This is a genomic window from Vibrio sp. 14G-20 (genome assembly GCF_026241515.1).
In the GTDB taxonomy this organism is placed as follows: domain Bacteria; phylum Pseudomonadota; class Gammaproteobacteria; order Enterobacterales; family Vibrionaceae; genus Vibrio.
This window is the reverse complement of record NZ_JAPHPW010000022.1, coordinates 63,561-87,808: the sequence shown is the minus strand read 5'-3', so window position 1 is coordinate 87,808 and position 24,248 is coordinate 63,561. Positions and strand designations below refer to the sequence as shown.

The 24,248-nt window shown below is 45.8% G+C and carries 19 protein-coding genes; 15 read left to right on the top strand and 4 right to left on the bottom strand.

All coding sequences use genetic code 11. The features are described from left to right. Nucleotides 1–93: 93 nt before the first annotated feature. Both fghA and OQJ75_RS17830 read right to left on the bottom strand, forming a co-directional pair. A complete protein-coding gene (gene fghA, locus OQJ75_RS17835) occupies nucleotides 94–933 on the bottom strand; it encodes an S-formylglutathione hydrolase (protein ID WP_265974200.1) in 840 nt (279 codons plus the stop codon). A gap of 156 nt (nucleotides 934–1,089) precedes the next feature. Next, nucleotides 1,090–2,238 carry an S-(hydroxymethyl)glutathione dehydrogenase/class III alcohol dehydrogenase gene (locus OQJ75_RS17830; RefSeq protein ID WP_132941942.1) on the bottom strand — a complete coding sequence of 383 codons (1,149 nt, stop codon included), beginning with the start codon at nucleotides 2,236–2,238 and terminating at the stop codon, nucleotides 1,090–1,092. A gap of 514 nt (nucleotides 2,239–2,752) precedes the next feature. Here OQJ75_RS17830 and OQJ75_RS17825 point away from each other — a divergent pair. The 7 genes from OQJ75_RS17825 (at nucleotide 2,753) to OQJ75_RS17795 (ending at nucleotide 11,959) form a co-directional block, all read left to right on the top strand. Beyond that, the gene (locus OQJ75_RS17825) at nucleotides 2,753–4,924 is read left to right on the top strand and encodes a metallophosphoesterase (protein ID WP_265974199.1); all 2,172 of its coding nucleotides are present in this window, start codon (nucleotides 2,753–2,755) and stop codon (nucleotides 4,922–4,924) included. 244 nt (nucleotides 4,925–5,168) lie between these two features. Next, nucleotides 5,169–5,513, top strand: a complete 345-nt coding sequence (locus tag OQJ75_RS17820; protein WP_265974198.1) for a DMT family transporter — start codon at nucleotides 5,169–5,171, stop codon at nucleotides 5,511–5,513. 328 nt (nucleotides 5,514–5,841) lie between these two features. Continuing rightward, on the top strand, nucleotides 5,842–6,822 hold the full coding sequence (locus OQJ75_RS17815) for a helix-turn-helix domain-containing protein (RefSeq protein ID WP_265974197.1): 981 nt from the start codon (nucleotides 5,842–5,844) through the stop codon (nucleotides 6,820–6,822). 253 nt (nucleotides 6,823–7,075) lie between these two features. Next, entirely contained in the window at nucleotides 7,076–7,816 is a 741-nt protein-coding gene (locus OQJ75_RS17810; protein WP_265974196.1) for a hypothetical protein, read from the top strand. Nucleotides 7,817–7,867: 51 nt separating this feature from the next. Next, on the top strand, nucleotides 7,868–9,238 hold the full coding sequence (locus tag OQJ75_RS17805) for a serine hydrolase domain-containing protein (RefSeq protein WP_265974195.1): 1,371 nt from the start codon (nucleotides 7,868–7,870) through the stop codon (nucleotides 9,236–9,238). A gap of 128 nt (nucleotides 9,239–9,366) precedes the next feature. Continuing rightward, nucleotides 9,367–10,524, top strand: a complete 1,158-nt coding sequence (locus OQJ75_RS17800) for a DcaP family trimeric outer membrane transporter (RefSeq protein WP_265974194.1) — start codon at nucleotides 9,367–9,369, stop codon at nucleotides 10,522–10,524. Between the two features lie 73 nt (nucleotides 10,525–10,597). Next, nucleotides 10,598–11,959 (top strand): serine hydrolase domain-containing protein, encoded by a 1,362-nt coding sequence (locus OQJ75_RS17795; protein ID WP_265974193.1) that lies wholly within the window; start codon nucleotides 10,598–10,600, stop codon nucleotides 11,957–11,959. Between the two features lie 192 nt (nucleotides 11,960–12,151). Here OQJ75_RS17795 and mpaA read toward each other — a convergent pair whose 3' ends face one another. Further along, entirely contained in the window at nucleotides 12,152–12,862 is a 711-nt protein-coding gene (gene mpaA, locus OQJ75_RS17790; protein WP_265974192.1) for a murein tripeptide amidase MpaA, read from the bottom strand. Nucleotides 12,863–13,177: 315 nt separating this feature from the next. On the opposite strand from mpaA, the gene OQJ75_RS17785 reads away from it, so the two are divergent. The 8 genes from OQJ75_RS17785 (at nucleotide 13,178) to OQJ75_RS17750 (ending at nucleotide 22,664) form a co-directional block, all read left to right on the top strand. Continuing rightward, on the top strand, nucleotides 13,178–14,803 hold the full coding sequence (locus OQJ75_RS17785; RefSeq protein ID WP_016766993.1) for an ABC transporter substrate-binding protein: 1,626 nt from the start codon (nucleotides 13,178–13,180) through the stop codon (nucleotides 14,801–14,803). 194 nt (nucleotides 14,804–14,997) lie between these two features. Continuing rightward, the gene (locus OQJ75_RS17780) at nucleotides 14,998–15,882 is read left to right on the top strand and encodes a LysR substrate-binding domain-containing protein (protein ID WP_265974191.1); all 885 of its coding nucleotides are present in this window, start codon (nucleotides 14,998–15,000) and stop codon (nucleotides 15,880–15,882) included. A 102-nt stretch (nucleotides 15,883–15,984) separates the two neighbouring features. Continuing rightward, nucleotides 15,985–16,869, top strand: a complete 885-nt coding sequence (locus OQJ75_RS17775) for a carbohydrate ABC transporter permease (RefSeq protein WP_017074494.1) — start codon at nucleotides 15,985–15,987, stop codon at nucleotides 16,867–16,869. Between the two features lie 23 nt (nucleotides 16,870–16,892). Then, nucleotides 16,893–17,840, top strand: a complete 948-nt coding sequence (locus OQJ75_RS17770; RefSeq protein WP_260811369.1) for a carbohydrate ABC transporter permease — start codon at nucleotides 16,893–16,895, stop codon at nucleotides 17,838–17,840. Between the two features lie 7 nt (nucleotides 17,841–17,847). Continuing rightward, a complete protein-coding gene (locus tag OQJ75_RS17765; protein WP_123305862.1) occupies nucleotides 17,848–19,128 on the top strand; it encodes an extracellular solute-binding protein in 1,281 nt (426 codons plus the stop codon). 121 nt (nucleotides 19,129–19,249) lie between these two features. Further along, nucleotides 19,250–20,746, top strand: a complete 1,497-nt coding sequence (locus OQJ75_RS17760) for a CehA/McbA family metallohydrolase (RefSeq protein ID WP_265974190.1) — start codon at nucleotides 19,250–19,252, stop codon at nucleotides 20,744–20,746. After that, entirely contained in the window at nucleotides 20,736–21,470 is a 735-nt protein-coding gene (locus OQJ75_RS17755) for an HAD family hydrolase (RefSeq protein ID WP_265974203.1), read from the top strand. The genes OQJ75_RS17760 and OQJ75_RS17755 overlap by 11 nt, the downstream gene beginning before the upstream one ends. 57 nt (nucleotides 21,471–21,527) lie before the next feature. Beyond that, nucleotides 21,528–22,664 carry an ABC transporter ATP-binding protein gene (locus OQJ75_RS17750; RefSeq protein WP_265974189.1) on the top strand — a complete coding sequence of 379 codons (1,137 nt, stop codon included), beginning with the start codon at nucleotides 21,528–21,530 and terminating at the stop codon, nucleotides 22,662–22,664. A 144-nt stretch (nucleotides 22,665–22,808) separates the two neighbouring features. On the opposite strand, the gene OQJ75_RS17745 is transcribed toward OQJ75_RS17750, so the two are convergent. Next, nucleotides 22,809–24,236 (bottom strand): fructose-specific PTS transporter subunit EIIC, encoded by a 1,428-nt coding sequence (locus tag OQJ75_RS17745; protein ID WP_265974188.1) that lies wholly within the window; start codon nucleotides 24,234–24,236, stop codon nucleotides 22,809–22,811. Nucleotides 24,237–24,248: the final 12 nt, after the last annotated feature.

Below are 24,248 nucleotides of genomic sequence, written 5' to 3'. Positions count from 1 at the left end.
AGCCTACTCTAAGCTTAATGGCTTGAGAGTGAGGCGGACCATATAATTAAGCCCACACCTTACGGTTGCAAGGTGTGGGCTAAATAACGGTGATTACTTGTTTAGGTAAGCAGCGTGGAACTCAATGTGCTCATCAATGAAGCTAGAGATGAAGTAGTAGCTGTGGTCGTAACCTGGCTGCATACGTAGCTCTAAATCGGCATTGGTTACCTTAGCTGCTTCGACCAATTGCTCAGGCTTTAGCTGCTCAATTAGGAAGTTGTCTGCTTCGCCTTGGTCTACCAACATTGGCAGTTTAGTGCCTTGGGTTTTTAGAAGCTCAGAGGCGTCGTATTGCTTCCACTCTTCAATATCTAAGCCTAGATATTGGTTGAATGCTTTTTGTCCCCAAGGACATTGCATTGGGTTACTAATAGGGCTGAATGCCGAGATAGAACGGTAGCTATCTTCGTTTTTGATGCCAATGGTTATGGCACCGTGTCCGCCCATGCTGTGACCAGAAATTGATTTCACTGGTGTCACAGGGAAGAAAGATTCAATCAGCGCTGGAAGCTCTGTTACCACGTAATCGTACATATGGTAATGGCTGTCCCATGGTGCTTGAGTGGCATTTACGTAGAAGCCTGCGCCTTGGCCTAAATCGTAGTTGTCATCGTCGGCAACACCTTCGCCACGTGGGCTTGTGTCTGGGGCAACAATGGCAATGCCTTGCTCTGCGGCGGCTTTGAACGCGCCAGCTTTTTGCATGAAGTTTTCATCGGTACAGGTTAAGCCTGATAACCAATACAAAACAGGAACTGGGTTTTCTTTGCTTGCGTTAGGTGGCAAGAAAATCGCGAAACGCATATTGCAGTCAAGCGTTGCAGAAAAGTGGGTGTATTGTTTGTGCCAACCACCAGCAACCTTTGCTTGGCTAATGTTTTCGATTGTCATCTATTGTGCTCCGTTAGGTTGATGGTTTGGGAGTAAATTTGTCTATGTTACATAAAGTTTCACCACCCACCGGGCAGGAGGTGGTGAAGACAGTTTCGCTCTGATGTTTAAGTCAGAACTGTGGTCTCGACACCTAAGTATCGAGACCAAGGAGAATTATCTGTCCATGTGCAGAACAGTACGGATAGATTCACCTTTGTGCATTAGGTCGAATGCGTCGTTTACTTCATCAAGGCTCATTGTGTGAGTGATGAACTCTTGAAGACCAAACTCACCCGCCATGTAACGGTTTACGATTTCTGGAAGCTCAGAGCGGCCTTTAACACCACCGAAAGCAGAACCACGCCATACACGACCAGTCACTAGTTGGAATGGACGAGTTGCTATCTCTTGGCCTGCTCCTGCAACACCGATGATTACTGACTCGCCCCAACCTTTGTGACAACACTCAAGCGCTTGACGCATCACGTTTACGTTACCGATACACTCGAAAGAGTACTCAACACCACCGTCTGTCATCTCAACGATAACGTCTTGGATTGGCTTGTCGAAGTTCATTGGGTTGATGCAGTCTGTCGCGCCAAGCTGTTTAGCTAGCTCGAATTTGCTCTCGTTGATATCAACACCGATGATGCGGTCAGCACCAGCCATGCGAGCACCAATGATTGCAGAAAGACCGATACCACCTAGGCCGAATACAGCAACGTTGTCGCCTTTTTCAACTTTAGCTGTGTTCAGTACTGCGCCCATACCTGTAGTTACACCACAACCTAGAAGACAAACTTCTTCAAGCGGTGCTTCTTTGCTTACTTTCGCTAGTGAAATTTCTGGAAGTACTGTGTACTCAGAGAAAGTAGAACAACCCATGTAGTGGAAGATTGTCTCACCATTGATAGAGAAGCGGCTTGTACCGTCTGGCATTAGGCCTTTACCTTGCGTTTCACGAACCGCTTGGCATAGGTTAGTTTTACCAGATTTACAGAATTTACATTCGCCACATTCTGCTGTGTAAAGTGGGATAACGTGGTCGCCAACTTCAACACTTGTAACGCCTTCGCCGATCATTTCAACGATACCGCCACCTTCGTGACCAAGAATAGAAGGGAAGATACCTTCTGGATCGTCACCTGATAATGTGAATGCGTCAGTGTGACAAACACCAGTCGCTACGATACGAACAAGAACTTCACCTGCTTTTGGCAGTTCAACGTCAACAGTTTCACGTTTTAGAGGCTCACCCGCTTTCCAAGCGACCATAGCTTTAGATTGGATATGAGTTTGACCAGGTTTGATTTCGATAGTCATTGGATGCTTCCTATTTATGTCATTACAGCGGACTTTTTGATTCTCAGTATGCTCAACGTATTAAGCGTAGTTGAGCAAGTTTGTTTCCGCTCTCTCGTTTTGTTGGAGCTAGTATAGGTGTGACTCTTAGTTTTGATAATCCCCCGAAATGGAAAATGATTATTACATATATGTAACAGTTGGTATTAAGCTCTTGCCTGGCTTAGTAGTGGTAAACCTTGAGACTAATAAGCTACTTTTAGGAAAGGAGTGACATTCTTTAACCGCTTGGAAGCATTGCTACCATTGATGTTCGGTCTAGCGATGTGTGATGGTTTGTATACTTACATCTGATTATTACTATCAAGTCATTGATGGTTGTGATGTTGGGTAACTATTTGAATTTTAAGGATTGAAGCAAGGTCGCATAAGCACTCTGCACGCGACGTTTTGTAAGATATCAGAAACAATAATGTCATTTTTCTCACCTAATCTCCTCGCCAAATTTTTAGTTCTAACTTTTTGGGAAGAGAAAATGAAAAAGAGTACATTGACCGTACTGTCAGGCTTGATAGCAGCCACGCTGGTTGGTTGTAATTCAAGTTCACCAAGTGACGATAACGGCAATCTAGAGAGCGCAGTACAAGTTGCGTTCATGCCAGATATCCATTTCCATGATGTTTACGGTACATTTGAAGATGGTTCGTTCGCAGGGCTCTACAACCCGAATAGTGGCAAGTACGCAACAATTCGAACGATGGAGTCGCAGATGAATTCTACCCGTCTATTCAACGAAAACTACTTTGCGATGATCGCAGCATTGGATGATGTGGTTGATCGTGGCGTTAAATACGTAGCCTTGCCCGGTGACTTTAGCGACGACGGTCAGCCGATTCATATGCGTGGCTTAGTTAGCATCTTTGATCACTACCGTGATACTTACGGCCTTGAGTTTTTTGCAGCGCCGGGTAACCACGATCCAGTGCGCCCATTTACAATCCCTGCAGGTAAATCTGATTACCTAGGCGAGGGTGGTAAGAATCAGCGTATCTACAGCCGCGGTAAAGAAGAGTGTGTTGGCTATGAAGATGAGTGGACAACCATTCCCGGTGAAGGCGACAACCTAGCAACCATATGTACTGAAGAAGTACGTGAATGGGGCTATGAAGAGATCATGAGTATCCTTGGTACTCATGGCTTCTACCCTCAACAAGATTACCTCTACTTTGAAACCCCATACAGCAGCGACCAAGCTCGTACTAACTACAGCTATGACTTAGCGAAAGAAGAAGCGGCTTTTGATAAGCGCATGTACGAGATCTGTTACGAAGGGACAGGCGGCAGCTACAAAGAAAGTGGTTACTCAAGCTGTTCTGAAGTGCCTGATACCAGTTATTTAGTCGAGCCAGTAAAAGGGCTGTGGTTGTTGGCAATCGACGCGAATGTTTATCGACCTAAAGAAAATTCGTCTGATAGCTCCGTAGATGGCAACACTTTTGATGGTTCAAGCAGCGCTGGCTACAACATGATGCTGACTCACAAAGAGCATGTGATCGATTGGATCTCAGATGTAGTAAAAGCAGCGAAAGAGCAGAATAAGACGCTTGTTTCTTTCTCGCACTTCCCAATGACCGACTTCTACAACGGTGCTTCTGAAGAGATTGAAGATCTGTTTGGCGAAGGAAGCCATCAACTGGCTCGTGAACCAGATGACAATACAAGCAAAGCATTGGCTGCGACGGGCTTAAGCATTCACGTTGGTGGTCACATGCACTTTAATGATACGGGTAAGAAGAGCTTCAATATTGATGGCGTACAGCACACACTCTTTAATATTCAAGCACCATCGCTAGCGGGCTACATTCCAGCCTACAAGCTGCTGAACATTCGCCCTGATAACCAAATTGAAGTTGAAACAGTGGTCATCGATCAAGTTAAACATTACAACGATCTATTCAGTCACTATGAAGAAGAGCATGAATACCTGACTCAAGCTGCGAATGGCGATCCTGATGCAGAAGCTAAGATTTGGAACAAAGAAATTCTAGATTCAGAGAGCTACTACGAACTGACTGATTGGCATATCCGTGAATTAACGCGTCTTCGTTTCCTTCCGGGTGACTGGCCACTAGAGATGCGCGCTATGATCATGGAAATGAATGGCGAAGAGATGATGATCATGTCTCAGCTAGAAACTAATTTCACGGTCTGTCAGCTAGCCAATGAACTGGGTTACGACGTAGGTACTTGCGTTGAAAATGGTGTGGACGATTACGAACAGTTTCAACGCGATTGGGAGACGGCTAAGGTTGTTGCTGAAAAGCTAGCTTCTTTAGAAGGACTAGAATTAGCCGATTTTGCTGAGTGGAGCGGTGAGCTACTAGCGACAGATTTCTACCGACTGCGCAATGCTGACGAACTGGCATTCCGTGATATCGGTGAAACACAGCTTCGCCAATACGAACTGCTAAGCCGCGAGCTTGCCGAGTTTGACGGCACCGTGGATTCAGAGCTGGGTGACCTTGGCCAATATACAGTAGGCGAGGTATTCCGCTCTCGTTTTGGCAGCTTGTTCGTTATTCTTGAAAAATTCGCAACAGGCCAAGCGAGTGACCACTTCTTGATTGATATCGACCAACAAACCCTGACTGATCTGAAAGGTGAAGTTAAGCGCGATATTTTAAGAGACTCGACATTAGCAAACTAAGCGTTATAGCCTTGTTTTTAAAAGACTAAATACCTTGGTTGCTCTATTGAAGAAGAGCCTATTAGCCATGAGTTAGCGGGCTCTTTTATTTTTTATATGGATGAGTCGCCTAAGATTTATTCATTGAATTTTTTGGTTAAGATCTTTTAGGGTACGTCATAATAATTGCTTACTGAAAATCGCATGAATTGGAAATAAAACTACAATATTCTGAGCGCCGTATTTTATTGTTGTGGACTCAAACATGCTTTTATCTCTCCCACCTCCAGTGATGCTGTCACTCGCCATCGCGCTTGAAGTTGTCGCAACTTCTCTATTACCTAAAACGCAGCAATTTACTTCTTTACCTGCCACTGCCGCGGTATTAGCCAGTTACGGCTGTGCCTTTTATCTGTTGTCTCTCACAGTGCAAACCATGTCTTTGGGTGTAGCGTATGCGATTTGGTGTGGGGCCGGGATCGTGTTGATTGCGGCACTATCTTGGTTGGTTTACGGGCAAAAACTAGATATCTACGCGGTGATTGGGATCGGTTTGATTCTGTCTGGCGTAGTGGTTATCAACCTATTTTCGACGTCGGTGAGTCATTAGGAGCTCTAACTCGTTTCTGCCCATTATGTGTTTAGAACACAGCAAACTTTCAGAAGAATTATTCGGTCAGCATGCAGTTGCATTTTTATTGGACAAGTTGGCTTCATGATGATCTCAGCATCTACATTGCTCAAGGTTCCTAGTCTAGATGCATTGCCCGGAAGACTGAAGCGGCTCGAGCTATGTACAACTACACACTGAACGCAAAAACTCAGGCTTGGATCAAACTATCTGTGTATAAAAGCACACCACACAATTGTATGATTGAAACCATATACATTGGTAGACTACTCTGATTGGAAGGCAGAAACACTGTTAGAAACGAAAAATGCGTAGATTACATGACAACTTAATTTTGACGTCCGCAGAATCTATGTGGTACTTCATTCCTTACTTCGAAAGTCACGGTATTAAGTGGCGAGGAATTGCGGAAGAGTTCGATCTTCCTACTGATAAGCCGAATGCTGAAGCGTGGATCCCAGTAACAAGTTATTGCTTGTTTCTTAATAAAATGTCGGCTTTGTGCTATACAGAAATGCCACTAGTGGTTGGGAAAACTGTCGGTGAAAGTGTTGTGGCAGGGCGGTGGCGAGTTATCGCTAGAGAACAACCATTTAAAGCGGTTTTACAATCTTTAATGAACAATGAACACCGCTGGAGCCGACAGAATAATTACTGGCTCGAACAGATATCAGGGGTGTGGTGTTGGTGCCACCGCGGTGCACTCAAGCCATCTTACCCCGGCTCGCAAATTAATGAGTGGTTTCGTGTCGCACTGTTACTTCAGATATGTCGCCAGTGGCTAGGTCAAGACTGGGTGCCAGCGCGCTTGAACGTTCTAACAGAAGAGCATCAGGGCAAAAAGTACGGTGAGATTCTACTGCCGGATACTGAGATTCGCTATGGACAACCGTTCATGAGCATGGAACTAACGGGCGTTGATGCACTTGAACCCATGACCAATCGCTCTTTGAAATCCAGAGACATTGGTGAGGTGCGGTTACTCGCCGAGAGCTACTGTCATTTGCCACACTTTACCTTGGATTGGCTGGCCGCTTTGTTTGGTGTAACGAGCAAAACGCTCTATCGCTATTTCAAAGATCATGACACCTCATTCAAAGAGATTAAAAAGAGTGCGATACTTGAACGTAGCGAACAGCTGCTTCGCGACACGGACGAGCCCGTGAGCAACATCGCCTATCAAATGGGTTACGAAGATGTCTCAAATTTCAACCGTGCCATTAAAGCGATGAGCGGAAGCACGCCCGCGCAATTGAGATTTGCTTTTAAAGAGAGTGCAAACGGGTAACTCTCTTTAATATCCCTCTTATTCAACTTAAGACTCTCACTTTCATCTTTTACTACTCACCGAAAATCACTTATTAATGTCCTTTTATGACCTGCTCAATGTCCTTAAATGACCTCTTATATTCGCGCCAAGCCTCTTAATATAGCTGCCATCAAAAGGAACTTTAGCTTCAGTCAAAAAGCACAGTGCTTTCTGCTGAAGGTCTTACAAACGGATTTTGTATTACTTACATCGATAACTATGAGATTTGACGATGACAAATACGAAATCAATCGCGGTACTGCTTGCACTAGCTACATCATTACCCGCTTTTGCAGCAGAAAAAGCCCCTGATCCTTCAGACCTTACCGAAACGAATACGTCTGCTTATGTTGGTATGAGCAACAAAGGCGGCTTCAAAGCTTCGATCTCTGGCGACATGACATTTGACAATGGCCAGACTGGCATGATGACTGTGGAAGCGGCCATCGATAATGAAGGCAACTACACAGACAGTCGTCTTCAGTACTTCCACGTGATGACCACGCAAAACTCATTTGTACCAAAAGTGGCTGCTTCACTGGATGTATTGGACAACGCTCTATTTACCTCTGTTTCTCCGGGTGTGACTTTGGCCATTAACTCTGGTGTGAAAGGTCTAAACATTTTCCCTCGTGTTGGCGTGCTTGGCGGTGAGTTCTCTGATGATGTGAAAGCTATGGCTAACATCACTGACGAAAAAGCAGTTGGTGGTTCAGCAGCTCTATACATGTTCTATACCGCTGGCGACGACGGCACTTATTTCGGCTTGTACCCTGAGTACAACTACCTGTCTGGTGATGTCGATATGTCTGTTTTGAATACCAACTTCCTAATGTCGACACCGCTTAGTAACGACAAAACGCGTTGGGGCCAAATCAAAATCATTAACACGAACACAACGGTCAAAAACAGCTTCATTGATGAAAAAGTCAACGACACCGTGGTATGGGCAAACTACAAATTTTACTTCTAATTCAGGCTTATATCAGCGTTGAGATTAAACAAATTTAGACAGGTAATTATTATGAAAACTACATTTAAACTACGCAACATCGCACTACTTGTAGCATATACGCTTACTGCTGGCGCAGCAGTAGCAGAATCACCACTTGAGAAAGCGCTGGCTGAACCAGGTGCAAAACCAATCATCCCTGTAACTCAAGTGAAAGAAGGGTTTGATAAAACGTTTATTGACGAAGCAAATGCTGCTTTTGGTAACTTCCACATGCAGATGGGGGGCGACCATGCACTTTACTACGCAATCAATATGACTAAATACGTGCCTGCAGAACTGGCTATGCCTCACGGTGAAGTAAGCGTTTTAAAGCGCAATATTGATGAGTCTCTTAACGACCTTACTTTTACCATGGGTGACGGCAGTGAGTCTGTCTCACTGAATGAATACATTCATGAAGAGAAAACACGCGTACAAGGCATCATGATCCTAAAAGGTGGTGAGGTGGTCTACGAGGAATTTCCTGGTATGAACCCTTATGACACTCACTTATGGGCGTCAGTGGCAAAATCGACCGTTGGAACCTTGCTAACCATGCTAGAAGCCGAAGGCAAAGTCGATATGACTAAGCCAATTACAGAATATGTTCCTGAGTTAAAAGGTACTGAGTGGGACAATATCATCATGCTTGATGCGATGAACATGGCTTCTGGTTTAGACATCAGTGAAAACGCAGCTAATACCTTAAATCCTCGCTCTGTTTTCCAGCGCATGCTGTCAGCTGACTTCCATGTTGTTAATGCCGATGGTGTAAGAGAAGACGAAATGAAAGTGCTGCGTGATGTTGTTCCATTGGAAGGTGAGCCTTCTGGTGAAGTGGCTCGCTACAGTTCAACAATTACCAAAGTGCTGGGTGTAGCAATTGAAAACATCACTCAACAACCATTTACTCAAGTATTTGAAGATCGAATTTGGTCAAAAATTGGTGCTCGCGCTTCAGCTCAGGTGAACGTATCACCAGCAGGTCACGCGGTATCTTACGGTTTAGTTCATTCGCGTTTGGATGATTTAGCACGCTACGGTTTGCTGTTCACTCCAAGTTGGGACACGGTGGCTCAAGAGCAAGTGATTTCAAATGAAGTACTAGAAAAAATGCAAAAAGGCGGTAACCACGAGGCTTACATGGCGGGTGACTTTACTGACCACTCTTGGGTTAAAGCGTCATTTGGTAAAGATATGCCAATCTACAATACGCACCAATGGGATGCGGCTTGGGAAGATGGTGCGCTATTTAAACATGGTAACTTATACCAAAACCTTTATGTGGACCCAGTGCGTGACGTTGTAGGCGTAGCTTTCTCTACGTCTCCGGTCTACCTAACACCTGACCTAATCCCGGGTTACCTACGAGAAGCAGCTAAACAGCTCGCCGACAAATAACCTGTAAGCCCTCCTCACTAGGGGAGGGCATCTGAAAAACACTTTTAATCGACGTATTGAGTTTCTTCATGAAAATGAGGAAGGGCCTCGTACATTTGGCATAACCTATTTTTATTGAGTGTCATGGTATGAATCAACAAAATCCAATCCTTAAAAAGAGTATCCTAGCGATGGGAATCACTGCTGCAGTCGGTCTTTCGACTTCTGCAATGGCCAACTCTTTTGAGGTGACAGATCGCACTAGTATGGACCTTTCGGGCAAGATTGTTGGAGCGCTCATTGCGGATAGCGATGTGTCAGGTATGGGTGCCAATAACACCGCAAATGGTCCATTTGGCAAAAATGATGACAGTAACATTGCCATTGATACCACGTTAACTCGCCTTAATTTCGGTACCAACACCGAGTTAGATGGTGATGAGTCTATCAAATCGTTTGTGTCTTTCGACTTTAACGGTGCAAACAACGGCAAGATGTCACTGCGTATGCGAGAAGCGTATGTGAATTGGAAAATTGGTAACGGCTCATTGCTGGTGGGTCAAACATGGTCAACCTTGATGGATATGAACCGACTGCCAGATACAGTTCTAGAACCAACGTTGAGTGGCGTTGTTTTTACTCGCCAACCAATGATTCGTTGGTCTCAAACACTTGGTACTTTTCGCTATGACATAGCGTTAGAAAGTGGCTCAAATCGCGTTCAAACCGAAGATAACGAAACGGTGTTAGACAATTCCTCTGATTACCCAGATTTGATTGTCGGTCTTCAAACGAATACTGAAGATTATTGGGTACGTGCATCTGGTGTTGTAAACCAAATTACCACCAAAGATACCCATAAAAACCAAACAGTCGATGATATGGGTTGGGGTTATCAACTATCCGGTGGTATCAAGTTCGATGAAAAGAATCATTTCTCTTTAGCGTACTTCAACAGTTATGGAAATGATCGATACATCCTTGGTGTGAGCGGCACAGGTCCAATCTACAACCCTCAAACTGACGACTTCCAAATTCGTGAGTCAGAAGCTATGTGGGGGTCGATAAGCCACTCTTGGACTCCATCGCTTAAGTCAACACTTGCTTATGGTATGTGGCAGGCAGATGCTCTAGAGGAGCAAGCGGACACGTTCACTAGCACTCAATTTGCCGCAGCCAACTTGAAATGGACCGTACGAGAGAATCTAGTTGCAGGGTTTGAATACAACTACACCACTCACGATCGTTCGGCATCAGATAGTCGTGATAACCACCGTTTGATCTTCGCAATCGATTATCAATTTTAGGCATCTAGTTAATTAACCAAACATGAGAAAACAGATGTCGTGAAAATGGTCGTCTCTCCTCATAGGAGCAATTGTGAAAACTTTTAACCTTAATCAATTAACTTCAGCAGTTGCACTAGGCAGTGCGTTGGTATTTTCTTCAGCCGTGTTTGCTGACACAGAAATCAACCCAAATGGTCCAACAATGGCGCAGGCAAGTGAGCTAAGTACGTCACGTTCGGTCGATGAAATCAATGCTATTAGCGCGTTTTTTAATCAACCTGAAAACAAAGTGAAGATTCAGTTTCCTTCGGCTGAAACAGAGTTCGCTTGGGTAAACATGTCTAAGTTCTACCCAACCGTTCAAGTGCCACGTAATGGTGAGGTTTCTGAACTTCCTTACGCAATCAATGCAGACATCAACGATGTTAAGTACATGAACTACCGTTCAGAGAAAGAAATCTCAGTGGATGAGCACTTCGAAACTAAACCAATTGACGCAATGGTCGTGGTTAAAGATGGCAAAATCGTGTTTGAACGTTACAAAACCATGCGCCCACAAGATAAACACTTGTGGATGTCAGTATCAAAAGTAACGGGTTCTACGATTCTGGCGATGTTTGAACAAGAAGGCAAAATTGACGTGCAAAAACCTGTCAGCCACTACCTTCCAGAGCTAAAAGGTTCGGTTTGGGATACTGTAAAGGTTGAAGAATCTTTGGATATGGCTTCTGGTCTAAACGGTACAGAGCACGATGAGCCGACACCAGATTCACGTACGAACCCTGACCAGATCTGGTTCCGTTGGGCAGCAACCGATATGGTAGGCATGGTACCTGACGTGCGCGGCCGTGATGAAAGCTGGGTTGATGTTTTGACTTCAATGGAGCGTAAAACTCCAGGGCATCAACTGTTTGAATACAACTCTATTAACACGTTTGTAATCAACCGCATCGTAGAGCATGTGTCTGGTAAACCATTGTCAGAGCTTTTTTCTGAGCGTATTTGGAGCAAGTTAGGTATGGAGCACGACGCTTACTACATGAGCAGCCCAGCAGGTAATACTCTTGGCTTTATGGGTGTGAACTCTACACTTCGCGACCTAGCTCGATTTGGTATGGCATTTACGCCAAGCATTGAGCAAATTGCGGGCGAAAAAATTGTCTCTGATGAGATCATGGAGAAAATCCACGACCGTAAATACATCGATCAATACCCTGATGGTTACTTAGGTAAAAAACTGACCAAAAACTTTGCTGACGATGCAGGTAACATCAGTAACCGTTATCAGTGGGATGCAGTCACTTCTGAAGGTGACCTGTACAAAGCCGGAGTCGGTGGGCAAGGTGTTTATATTTCACCTTCAACAGACACCGTTGTTGCTTGGTTCTCAACTGGTGATGGTGAAAACCAAGAAGAGTCAATGGCGAGAGCGATTGTCCAAGCGATTAAATAAAGATCGTTGGAAGTGTTGATAGCTCAAATACTATACCAATTGTATTAACCCTAGTGGCGCAAGCCTAGTAATTAGCGAGGTGGCTCCCCGATGCGGACCACCTTATTTGGAATTTATCCAAATTAAAAATGCTGTTTATTGAGGAGTCTGTTTAAAGATCACTGTCACGTTTTTGTCCAAAAATGAGTTTGTCTAACCACCTCCCTCACACCCCAACACCGCCACAAACGCATCCAAATACTGCTCGATAGTCAGATCCGCTGAAACGGGTGGTAGCTCCACGGTGATGCACGGTAGGTTTCTTTCTTGGCACCAAGTGCCGAATGAGCCTGGGGTTTCGTAATCGACGTCTTCGACAAGTGGTAGGTTGAACTGTTTACCCAGCCAAGTGGCGAGTTCAGATTGGGTTGGGTCGTCGACCATAGCGAGTGGTTCGTGGAAAGAGATGACGAATTTAGGTTGGCGCTGTTCGATGAGGTTGATGAGTGACTGCACTTCTGGTTCGAGCTGGTTGGCTTGGCCGGTTTTCACTTTGACATCTCTGACAGGTGTGTGGGAACTCCAGCGATAGACGGTGCCGTTTTCAGTCCAGTTTTGAGTCGGAAAGGCGCGGTTCAAATCGACTTGGTTAGCATTAGCGCGGGTACCTAGCTGATTGCCATCTGGGTTCATCGACAGAATCACATCGTGTCGTAAGTTGGCGGCAGGCAAGCTTCTTAGGGCGCAAGACAAACCCGCGATAGAAGCGGTTTCATCGCCGTGTGTGCCTGCTAAAATCAGCCCGCGAGATTCGCTTTCTATTTGTGCGGGGAAGTAGAGCAAAGGCGCACCTAACACCGATTTTCCATATGACAGCGGCTTTATCGAAAACGCAGCTCTTTCCGTTCTTGGAATTAAACTCACCTTAATCTCCTGATTGATCAAGTACTATCAAATAGTAAAACCAATCGTAGTAAATAACTGTTCACCCTAGCTTGTTAAAAATCTCGATAACGTCGTTAGATTTTTTGATTGTAGAATAACTACTTATCGAAAAAAGCCGCCTTGTTCTCAAGCTTTTTTCCTGCGCTATTTTTGAACACTTACTTACTTACTGTGATTGCTATAACTACTATTTAGATGACCTCTATTTAATAAACCATAGCGTCAAAACTCGTCAACCGTCACATTGTTAATTTTATTACTTGCTTCAAAGATAGGCTAGGAGAGCAAACAAACATGGATTTTAAAAAACATTCAACGGCTTTACTCATTTCATCTCTATTGACCCCTTTTATCGCAGTGACAGCCGTTGCTGAAACCTTACCTGCTGGTGTTTCATTGGCAAAAGACCAACACTTAGTTCGTGCCAATGATGCAGAAGCGGCGACACTCGATCCTGCGAAAGCTGAAGGCCTGCCTGAAATGCACATTTTACGAGACCTATTTGAAGGTTTAGTGATTCAAGATCGCGATGGCAACATTACTCCTGGTGTTGCGGAATCTTGGGAAACCGAAGACAACCAGACGTTTGTATTCCACCTACGTAAAGATGCTAAATGGTCGAATGGCGATCCGGTGACAGCCGATGATTTCGTGTATGCGATAAGACGTGCGGTAGACCCGAAACTTGCTTCGCCGAATGTTTGGTATCTCAAGCTTACCAAAATCAACAATATTGCTGACGTAGCAGAAGGTAAAAAGCCCGTCGAAGAGCTCGGTATCTCTGCTGTCGATAAACACACGGTGAAGTTCGATCTTGATAGCAAAGTGCCATACTTTGTTGCGATGACGGGTCACACATCTATGATGCCCGTTCATAAGGCAACGCTAGAAAACAGCGATAAGCCGTGGAGCGACCCTAAGCAGTTTGTAGGGAATGGCGCTTTTGTTTTAGATGAGTGGGTGGTTAACGAACGGATTGAACTGAAGAAGAATTCTAACTACTGGGATAGCTCAGATACCAATCTAACCCAAGTGACTTACATTCCGTTCGAAAACCAAAACGCTTCGATTAACCGTTATGCGGTGGGCGAGGTCGATATCACGTCTGACGTACCAACACACATGGCGCAGCAGCTTAAAACCAAATACCAAGATGCGTTTACCGCGGTACCTTTGTTGTGTACCTACTACTACGCGTTCAATACCACGCGTCCACCGTTTGACGATTCACGAGTGCGTAAAGCGGTATCGTATTCAATGATGCGTGATGTGATCACCAATGGTGTCACTCAGGTGGGTAACCTACCTGCTTATACTTTTGCCCATGAGTACACGGCAGGTTTTGATGCGACTCAGCCTGAATACAGCACATGGACTCAAAAGGAACGTGACCAAAAAGCAAAAGAGCTACTGAAAGAAGCGGGGTACGATGCAGCTAATCCATTGGATTTCAAATTGCTCTACAACACCAGTGAGTCGAACAAGTCGATTGCAGTGGCCATCGCTTCAATGTTGAAAGGTAACCTCGGCGCGCAAGTTGAGCTGGAAAACCAAGAGTGGAAGTCTTACCTAGTATCACGTCGCCAAGGTGATTTTGATGTAATGCGAGCGTCTTGGTGTGGTGACTACAATGAAGCGTCGACCTTCTTGAGCCTATTGCGCTCTGAGTCATCGGGTAATTTTGCTCGTTACAACAACGACAAGTACGACTCAGCGATGGACAGCGCATTAGCCGCAACCAATGAGCAAGATCGCCAAAGTTTCTATGATCAAGCCGAGCAGTTACTGGCTGAAGATATGCCTATCGCGCCAATCTATTACTACATGCAGGCCCGCCTAGTGCGACCAAGTGTCGGTGGTTTTGCTAAGAACAACGTTGAAGGGCGCATCTATTCTAAGGATCTTTATATCAAAGAATAGATAAGCTTGATGCGAGCTCTGATATGACGAAGCGAAGGCGTTGAGTATAAAAATAGAAATAATAAATAGAAGAAAAGGGACGTTGATCATAAATATCTGATCAATGTCCCTTCGTCATTAATCTGTAACTAGAACCGCAAAAAACTGAAACCTGATTGAAGTATTTTTCACTTTTATTTCAATCAGGTGAAGCCATGTTACCCCCTCTACGCGCCCTTGTTGCGTTCGAAGCTGTTGCTCGTCTTGGTTCCATTGGCGCCGCTGCCCGAGAGCTTTGTGTGACTCAAGCTGCGGTGAGCCAGCAGCTCAAAAGTTTAGAAGCCTTTCTCGATACGACCCTGTTTGAACGCAGCTCTAAAGGCGTGAAGCTAACCTCTTCAGCTCAACATTATCAACCGATTGTTGCGGGCTCGCTTGCTCACTTGAAGCTGCAGACTCAAATCCTGTTCGGGGAAAAAGAAACCGATGTGTTAAGCCTGCGCGTTAACCATACCTTTTGCCATAACTGGCTGTTACCTCGCCTGCCATCCTTTTATCAAAAATACCCTTTTATCAGGCTCGATATTCAGCTGGTGGACTGGCCATCAACTACCCCTTGTCAGAATGTTGATATCGAACTGACCAATGGCAAGGTCGAAAGCGAAGACACCCATTGCGAGCGACTGTTTCAAGAACATTGGCAGTTGGTGTGTAGTCCTCAATTCAAAGCCGAGCATCAAGAATTACTCAGCAAGCCCGACTTCGCTGCTCTGCCAACGGTTCAGGTGAAAGGCTATCGAGAGAACTGGTTGCAATGGCTTGGGCATAACCAATTCGAGATGACTTTACCGAAAGTTCTGCTCGAAGTGAGTAACTCTTTACATGCCTTAGAGGCGGTCAAACATGGCATTGGAATGTTGCTGGTACGTTCGCTTGCAGTGTCTGAATTGCTCAGGAAAGAAGACCTTGTATTAGCAAGTGATTCGTCGATGCCTGCCGAGTCTGCCCACTATCTCATTACCAAACACAGTCGCAGCGCAAAGGTGAATTTCTTCTGTGATTGGCTCTACCACCAGATGGAAGACGGTGAACTGGAGTAAACATTTTCTTATGGATATCCATAAAAAAAATGAAGGGCGCTCTTACTAACCTGTCATAAAAAACACTTAGTTTAACCGCATACAAATAAGGACGAGGTCACCATGAGTGCTTTCTCACAACCAATGAAAAACCGCTTAAAGGTACTGTTATTTACTGCACCGTTGTTGGTGCCACTGTTTACTTTTTGGCTCGTACCATTTGGTTATTCAATTTATATCAGCTTCACCGATTGGGATTACATCTCGCCAGATTATTCGTTCATCGGTTTAGAAAATTACGAGTATATGGTTGAGGACTACGAGTTCATTCAAGCAGTACTCAACACGTTTTGGTTCTCGGTCGGGGTGGTGATTCCAACCATCATTCTTGGTCTTGTGTTTGCGATGTTGCTACACAAAAACTTCAAGGGCAGCCAGTTTTATCGTGCGGTGATCTTTTCTCCTTGGATCACACCAACCGTCGCGGTGTCGATTGTTTGGTCTTGGGTTTTTGAAACTAAATCGGGCTTGGCAAACCACTTATTGGAGTCGGCAGGGTTTAGCGCGATTCCATGGCTAGAGAACGGTAACACAGCCTTGATTGCGGTGATTATCGTAACGGTGTGGCAAGCAATTGGTTGGACGATGCTGTTTTACATCAGTGCGCTCAACAAGATTCCTGAGTCTTTGTACGAAGCCTCTTTGATTGATGGTTGTAGCAGCTTAACGCGATTTTTGAAGATAACGTTGCCGCTGATTTCCCCAACCACATTCTTCTTGGTGGTGGTCAACATTATTACGGCAATGCAGGCATTCGATCAGTTCCAGATCCTAACGCAAGGCGGGCCGGGTGGTGAAACTCGTACCTTGCTGTACTTGTTCTACCAACAAGCGTTTGAACGTTACGAAATGGGACCTGCGGCCGCGACATCGTTAGTGATATTCCTAATTACTGGATTGTTGGCACTTATTAATACCTACATCGGCAAGCGCTGGGTGTACTACTAGTCGATTTTTGAAAGGACAGAATTATGACCACGCAAGTATTAGATGCCAATCAAGTATTAGCTCAGAGAACTGCTGAATCTAAAGTCACAGCCAAAGTGAAAACGAACAGATCAGAGAATGCGTCAAAGAAAACCTCAATGGATCGCCGTTCGTTTATCGCACTGGCTAAGCACCTTTTCTTAGCGACCTGCGGAACCATCATGGTGTTTCCGTTCTTATGGATGCTGTCTGGTTCGCTGAAAACCAATGATGAGATTTTTGCTAGCCCGTTGAATTTGATTCCAGAACAGTTTCGCTGGGAAACCTTTGTTGAAACCTTTCACAGCGCGCCGTTTGGCTTGTACATCTTCAATAGTTTTAGTGTGGCTTTGTTCACTACCTTGTTGGTGATTGTGAACTCAGCGATGTTTGCATACGCATTAACGCAGCTGAAGTTTCGCTCGAAAACCGTACTCTATTTTATCGTGATGGGCTGTTACATGCTGCCGGGCGCTGTGACTTACATTCCGTCTTACATCACCCTGGCAAGACTGGGTTTGTTGGATTCGCACATGGGCTTAGTGGCGTCGAATGCGGCGTCGGTTTTCGGTGTGTTCTATCTACGCCAAGTGTTTATCAAGGTGCATCCGTCGCTGATTGAAGCGGCACGAATTGATGGTGCAGGTGAGCTCAAAATTTTATGGGCAATCATCTTACCGCAATGCCGAGCAGCAGTCGCAACACTGTTCCTCATCACTTTTATTACCAATTACAACAGCTACATGTGGCCTAGCTTGGTTATCACCACTCAGGAACTTAACCTGATTGCGACCGGGATTCGTCACTACTTTATTGCCGAAGGTAACTATGGATTGAACTGGTCGCAAATCATGGCGGCGAGCACCATTGCAGTATTGCCTTTGTTAATTCTATTCGTCATTTGTCAAAAGACGATTCTTTCAGGTATCGCCGATAACGGCGTAAAAGAGTAAAACGGAAATGAAACTAAAAACTCTCGCACTAGTGTGTGCTGGCGCAGCAAGCGCGTCTATGTTCTCTAGCAGTGTTCTTGCCGCAACCGAAGTTAACTTTTGGTATTCCGGTGGTACTAAGCCACAGCAAATGATGACTAAGCTCATCGAAGAGTTCAATGCGAGCCAAGATGAGTATGTGGTGAAGCCAGCATTGCAAGGTAACTACACAGAAACCTACCAGAAGCTGCAAGCAGGCCTAGCGTCTAAAACGGCACCTGAACTTGTGCTGCTAGATTCAGGTCGTGCGGAAGCGATGCACGGACGTGGCTTGAGCCGTGACCTAACGCCGTTCATGGATGAAGAGTTCAACTTCTCTGATTTCATTGGTGCTTTTAAAGATCAAGTGACGGCAGACGATGGCACTATCATCGGCCTACCTGCTTACGGTACCACTCAAGTGTTCTACTACAACAAGCAGGTGTTGGCAGACAACGGCTTTACCGAGCAAGATCTAAACACATGGCAAGGCGTGGCTAAGGTCGCTGAGAAAGTCACACAGCGTGATGAGAAAGGTAACGTGACCTTCTACGGCTGGGAGCCGATGTGGGGTCAAGACAACATGATTGACGCGGCTTTCTCTAACGGCGCACAGATCATCAGTGATGACGGCAAAACAGTGCTAATCGATTCAGCTGAATGGGTTGAGGTGTGGGACAGCTTCCGTAAATGGATCCACGATGATCAAATCATGCGTATTCACTACGGTGGTCAAGGTTGGGAATACTGGTACAAAACCATTGATGACGTGATGAAAGACAACGCGCTTGGCTACACCGGTTCATCGGGTGACCAAGGTGATTTGGACTTCACTAAGCTTTCGGCAACCACACAACCGGGTTGGGGCTCAAACCCTTCTGCGCCACAAGCGGGTGCGCTAGTTTACGTTATGCCAAAAGGCACAGATGAAGCAGCAGCAAAAGGTGCATTCGAGTTTGTTGAGTTCTACACCAACGCGAAAAACACGGCGGCATGGTCAATGTTTACGGGCTACATCCCAGTACGTAACAGCGTTTCTGAAGTGCCAGAATACCAAGCGTTCACTAAAGATAATCCACAAGCTCTGATCCCGCTGAAGCAAGCGAACACGGCAACCAAAGATTTCCTAGACCCTACCAACGGTAAGATCATGGATGCGCTGAAGGTAGCTGCGGACCAGATTCAAATCCAAAACGTGCCTGCTGACAAAGCGCTAAAACAAGCGGCTAAGAAAGCACAACGTGCACTAGACCGAGCGAATCGTTCTTAGTCTGTAAAGTGATTAGCTCTTGGCTATTAGTAACGAAGATCGATTAATTAACAAAGGCCCATCTATTCGGGTGGGCCTCTTTTGACCCAGTCCTTCAATTAGGACGAATTTGGTGAAGACAATGACCCAATTTCAAGGTGAGCTGCCGTTTGGCAGAGTACGTATCCCCTTTGATGTGCCAGCAGGTTCTCACAGCGTAACGATTACCGGCACAACGGTGAAAAAAGGATTCTTGTACGCAGCGGCGTATGATGCCAACCAAGCATTTCGTGGCAAAGTGTTGTTTGAAAAGGCGCACAAGTCACTCGCTATCCAACCGGAAAACTCAGGGCTAGGCGCGATTGATGGCGCGATTCCATCGGGCGATTGGTTCTTAGAACTTTACAACCTCGAAGGTGAGTTCCGTACCGAGCGTGCGATGCAGTATCAAGTCGATGTGCTTTGCTCTGATGAGTTAGTTAATCATTCTAATGAGCTAGGTACTGACGGAGTAGAGAGTGAGCTAGAACTGAACCCAACAGTCACAACGGATCACGATATCGAGTTTGATTACAGCAACATGCTGAGCTCTGATTCTCGTTGGTACCGTGGTGATTTACACGCCCACACACAGCTTTCTGATGGTCATAATACTTTGGCAGCGGCGAAAGATATCGTCGAATCACAAGGGCTCGATTTCTTCTTCTTCACCGAGCACAACATTTGTCAGCCGAAGCTACCTGTATCAAATCAATGTTTGTTCTTGCCTGCGTTAGAAGTTACAACCGATCTCGGTCACTTCAATGTACATGGCCCAGCTCAGTCTTTGGACCTAAGAGAGGTTGAACACAGCAGCCAAGCGACCATGGAAGCCGGATTGAACTTAGCTAAAAGTGGACACAGTTCCCTTGGCATTAATCACCCGATGATGAAGCCGTGGCATTGGCATTACGATCAAGTGGATCTAACCCAAGTCTCCACGTTTGAGGTGTGCTGCGACCCAACTTGGTCGACCTCGCCAAAAGCGACCGAAGAGGCGTTATTGGTTCTCAGTGAAATGTGGAATTGTGGCCAGCGCATTACGGCGATTGGCGGCAGTGATTCACACCTTGAACCCCATGAACGTAATCCTAAATCGGATGAGCCTTCTATCTACGGTGACCCATCAACTTTCGTATACAGCCATGGCTTGAGTGGCGAAAGCATCTTGTCTGGTTTGCGTAATGGGCAAGTTTACCTAGAGCGCCGCTGTGGCTTGAAGTTTGATATTAACTTAGGTGATTTGCTACCGGGCAACGACTCTCAAGGCCAACCACTAACCTACCGAATTGTTGTTGCTGACGCAGAAAACCCTTACTACGCCGAGTGCGTGGTAGATGGCGAAATTGTTGAGCGAATCGCTTTGAGTGATGAGCTGCAAAGTATCCATATTGATGAGGGCTACCGTTGGTGCCGTGTCGATATTCGTCGCGGAGAGCTTTCCTCAGCATTAATCAACAGCACTCAACCTGCATCTGACGAACGTGAGTTTGAAGGCTGCATCAATGCCGTATTCGACGGTAAACAACCAGAATTTAACCAACCCCTAGTGCGTACTTGGGGAGAACTAATGGAGCGAATGAGCCGTGATGAAGTTTAAGGCGATGTTATTTGATAAAGACGGCACATTGTTAGAGTTCCACAAGATGTGGCTTAACGTTTCTCGTGGTGCTTGTGAGCGTGTGAAATCTTACAGTGACCAGCATCAGGGTAATCAAACTGTCACACCTGCTGAGTTACTCTTGGCCATCGGTGTTGAAGGTGATGTGGTTGATAACTATGGACTATTAGCCTCAAACCCAGTGGAAGATACCGCGACAGCGTGGTTCAACATGCTGCAACCCAATGTCTCGCTCGCTGAGTTTACTAAGGTGACCAAAGCCGCTTTCAATGACGAAGTGGAAGATAATCCAAGCTGGATTGAAGCCCTACCGGGTGTGACTGAAAAGCTCGGTCTGTTCAAGCAGCAAGGCATGATTTTAGGCATCGCGACAGCAGATACTAAAGACTCAACGATCTACACACTAGAGCAATCGGGTTTGAGTGAGATGTTCGATTATGTCGGTTACTCCGATGGTGATATCGAACCTAAACCTGCGCCAGCACTGCTCAATGCATTCTGTGAAAAGTGCGGTATTGAGCCACATGAAGTGATCATGTTTGGTGACACGGTTTCAGATATGGAGTTTGGCCGTAATGCAGGCGCAAGTAATGTTGGCGTTCTGACTGGTACGGCTCAACACAGCGAGTTAGAGCCAGTGGCGGATCTGGTTATCGCATCGGTTGCTCACTTTGAGCTCAATCAACTGCAAGAACGTGGCTAAAACGTTTCACAACAGATTGCAAAGATAGTATTTAACGAATTGATTTAAGGACAGGTTATGGCTGAAGTCACACTGAGAGGGGTAGAAAAAACCTACCCAAATGGTTTTAAGGCCGTGCACGGTGTCGATCTGAATATTCGCGAAGGTGAGTTCATGGTGTTTGTTGGGCCGTCTGGTTGCGCAAAATCCACCACACTTCGTATGATCGCAGGCCTTGAAGATATCTCAGAAGGCGATGTCTACATTGGCGATAAACGTGTAAACGAATTGCCACCTAAAGATCGTGGTATCTCGATGGTATTTCAGAACTACGCGCTTTATCCGCACATGTCGGTGTACGAAAACATGGCTTTTGGCCTTAAGCAACAGAAACTGCCAAAGCATGAAATCAATGAGCGAATTGAAGATGCAGCCAAGACTCTCGATATCGAACATCTGCTGAATAACAAGCCGGGTGAAATGTCCGGTGGTCAACGGCAACGTGTGGCGCTTGGTCGTGCGATGGTACGTAAGCCAGATGTGTTTTTGTTTGATGAGCCCTTGTCTAACTTGGATGCAAAGCTGCGTGTATCGACTCGTGTCAGCATTGCTCAGTTGCACAACAATCTTAAGCAAGAAGGGCAGAACGCCACCATGATCTACGTGACACACGATCAGGTGGAAGCCATGACACTTGGCGATCGCATCTGTGTGTTGAATCAAGGCGAGATCATGCAGGTCGATACGCCAATGAATCTTTATCAATACCCAGCAAACAAGTTTGTCGCAGGCTTTATTGGTTCGCCAGCGATGAATCTTCTCAAGGTAAGGTTGGATGAGATTGACGGTGTGATGAACGTGGTTTCTGAAAGTGGTACTCGTTGGACGCTGCCACAAGACAAGCAGATTATCGCTCGTGAAAAGATGGGGGAGTGGGTATGGTTTGGTGTTCGTCCTGAACATATCCAAATCGCTAATCACGATGCACCATTGTCTGAGGTGAATACCCAAACACACAGGCTTGATGTGGTCGAATCGATGGGTAACGAGCTGTATCTCTACTTCAAATTGGGTGCAGATAAGCTGGTGGCGCGCGTACCTTTCGATGCAGATCGCACAGCAAACAGTGGCGAAGATACGGTGCTGCATTTCAACACAAGCCAATGTCATTTATTCGATTTAGAAACAGAAGATACGCTCGATCCTAAGAGTTGATTCGGTAGCTCTTGGCAGGTGACAACTGAATAAAGAAATCCCCATTCGTTGACTAGACGAACGGGGATTTTTCTTAGTAGGGGGTTCTACTTAGTAGAGGGGTACTTTATCAATAGTGAGCAATCACTAATTCATTGATTTGTTTTAGATAGTCACCATATCCGCGGCTTTCTTCATCGCTTCTTTGGTTGAGCACTCAATCACGTTCGCATTGGCAAAGCGGTGAGCGTCTTTCACTTGAATATCGTGAGCCAAGATAACCAGCTTCGCGTTTGCTACATCTAGGTCAGTGATGCGGTTCTGAATACCGTTTTGACCTTGAGTTTCTACCTTAATCTTAAGGCCTGCCGCTAAGCCTGCTTTTTCTAGTGCTTTCGCTGCCATGAAGGTGTGTGCAACACCAGAAGGGCAACATGTTACAGCTACGATGTCGTACTCGCCTTCGCCTGCTACAGGTGCTGTTTGAGTTTGAACTGGCGCAGCTTCAACCATGTCTTCTTCCGTTTCTACTGCTACTGGTTTCCAGAAGCCAACGATAACCGCTGTGGTTAGTGAGCCAAGTGCGATACCGACCACGTACATTGGGATGTTGCTTGATACTGGCGCAGTGATTAGGCCGCCCCACGGTGCGTGCAGTAGAACGTCTGTCATGAAGCCGAATACACAACCCACGATACCGCCGGCAACGATTGAAGGAAGTACGCGCATTGGGTCGTTCGCTGCGAATGGGATTGCACCTTCCGAGATACCGATAGAACCCATGATTGCCGCTGCTTTACCTGCTTCTTGTTCTTGTTTAGAGAACTTGTTTTTGAAGAGGAAAGTTGCCAATGCCATGCCTAGAGGTGGAGTACAAATCGCGATGCCAACACCGCCCATTAGCCACGGTTGTGTGTCTACTTGAGTTTGAGCAAATAGGGTCGCTACTTTGTTGATAGGGCCACCCATATCAAACGCCGTCATACCGCCAAGGATTGTGCCCAGAACCATCTTAGATGCGCCAGCCATTGAAGCTAAGAACTCGTTCATAGAAGACATGAACAGTTTGATTGGCTCACCGATGCCCCAAAGAACGATACCTGCAGAGATTAAAGTGCCTAGAAGCGGGTAGATGAAGTAAGCACCCAGCGCCGTCATGTTCGCAGAAAGCGGGATCTTCTTAAGTTGGAACACCACGCCACCGGCGATAAAGCCTGCCACGATACAGCCAAGGAAGCCGCCGCCCATGTCAGCCATGATGCCAGAAGAGATCATCGCTGGCGCTAGTGCTGGTTTATCTGCAATTGAGTAACCAATAAAGCCGCCAAGAATGATTGGGAAAAGAACAAGGCCCTTGATACCGATGTTAGAGATGTCTGCCAGCAAGCCGTCTGCTGGAACGGCACCTTTACCCGATGCCATGACCGCTAAAGCCAACAGAACACCACCGGCTACGATGAAAGGCAACATGTGTGATGTACCGAAAAGCAGGTGACCTTTCATGGTACTAAGGATTTTTTTATAGTCGCTACTACTATTTTTATTATTAGAATTGCTACTGGTATTCGTAGCTTGATTTGCTAGGGTGCTCATAATTGTCTACGC

Coding starts and splice junctions, on each gene's coding strand:
- OQJ75_RS17805 (WP_265974195.1), top strand. CDS start 7,868: ATGAAAACTACATTTAAACTACGCAACATCGCACTACTTGTAGCATAT.
- OQJ75_RS17825 (WP_265974199.1), top strand. CDS start 2,753: ATGAAAAAGAGTACATTGACCGTACTGTCAGGCTTGATAGCAGCCACG.
- OQJ75_RS17810 (WP_265974196.1), top strand. CDS start 7,076: ATGACAAATACGAAATCAATCGCGGTACTGCTTGCACTAGCTACATCA.
- OQJ75_RS17765 (WP_123305862.1), top strand. CDS start 17,848: ATGAAACTAAAAACTCTCGCACTAGTGTGTGCTGGCGCAGCAAGCGCG.
- OQJ75_RS17745 (WP_265974188.1), bottom strand. CDS start 24,236: ATGAGCACCCTAGCAAATCAAGCTACGAATACCAGTAGCAATTCTAAT.
- OQJ75_RS17785 (WP_016766993.1), top strand. CDS start 13,178: ATGGATTTTAAAAAACATTCAACGGCTTTACTCATTTCATCTCTATTG.
- OQJ75_RS17780 (WP_265974191.1), top strand. CDS start 14,998: ATGTTACCCCCTCTACGCGCCCTTGTTGCGTTCGAAGCTGTTGCTCGT.
- OQJ75_RS17750 (WP_265974189.1), top strand. CDS start 21,528: ATGGCTGAAGTCACACTGAGAGGGGTAGAAAAAACCTACCCAAATGGT.
- OQJ75_RS17770 (WP_260811369.1), top strand. CDS start 16,893: ATGACCACGCAAGTATTAGATGCCAATCAAGTATTAGCTCAGAGAACT.
- OQJ75_RS17760 (WP_265974190.1), top strand. CDS start 19,250: ATGACCCAATTTCAAGGTGAGCTGCCGTTTGGCAGAGTACGTATCCCC.
- OQJ75_RS17775 (WP_017074494.1), top strand. CDS start 15,985: ATGAGTGCTTTCTCACAACCAATGAAAAACCGCTTAAAGGTACTGTTA.
- OQJ75_RS17800 (WP_265974194.1), top strand. CDS start 9,367: ATGAATCAACAAAATCCAATCCTTAAAAAGAGTATCCTAGCGATGGGA.
- OQJ75_RS17755 (WP_265974203.1), top strand. CDS start 20,736: ATGAAGTTTAAGGCGATGTTATTTGATAAAGACGGCACATTGTTAGAG.
- fghA (WP_265974200.1), bottom strand. CDS start 933: ATGACAATCGAAAACATTAGCCAAGCAAAGGTTGCTGGTGGTTGGCAC.
- OQJ75_RS17820 (WP_265974198.1), top strand. CDS start 5,169: ATGCTTTTATCTCTCCCACCTCCAGTGATGCTGTCACTCGCCATCGCG.
- OQJ75_RS17815 (WP_265974197.1), top strand. CDS start 5,842: ATGCGTAGATTACATGACAACTTAATTTTGACGTCCGCAGAATCTATG.
- OQJ75_RS17830 (WP_132941942.1), bottom strand. CDS start 2,238: ATGACTATCGAAATCAAACCTGGTCAAACTCATATCCAATCTAAAGCT.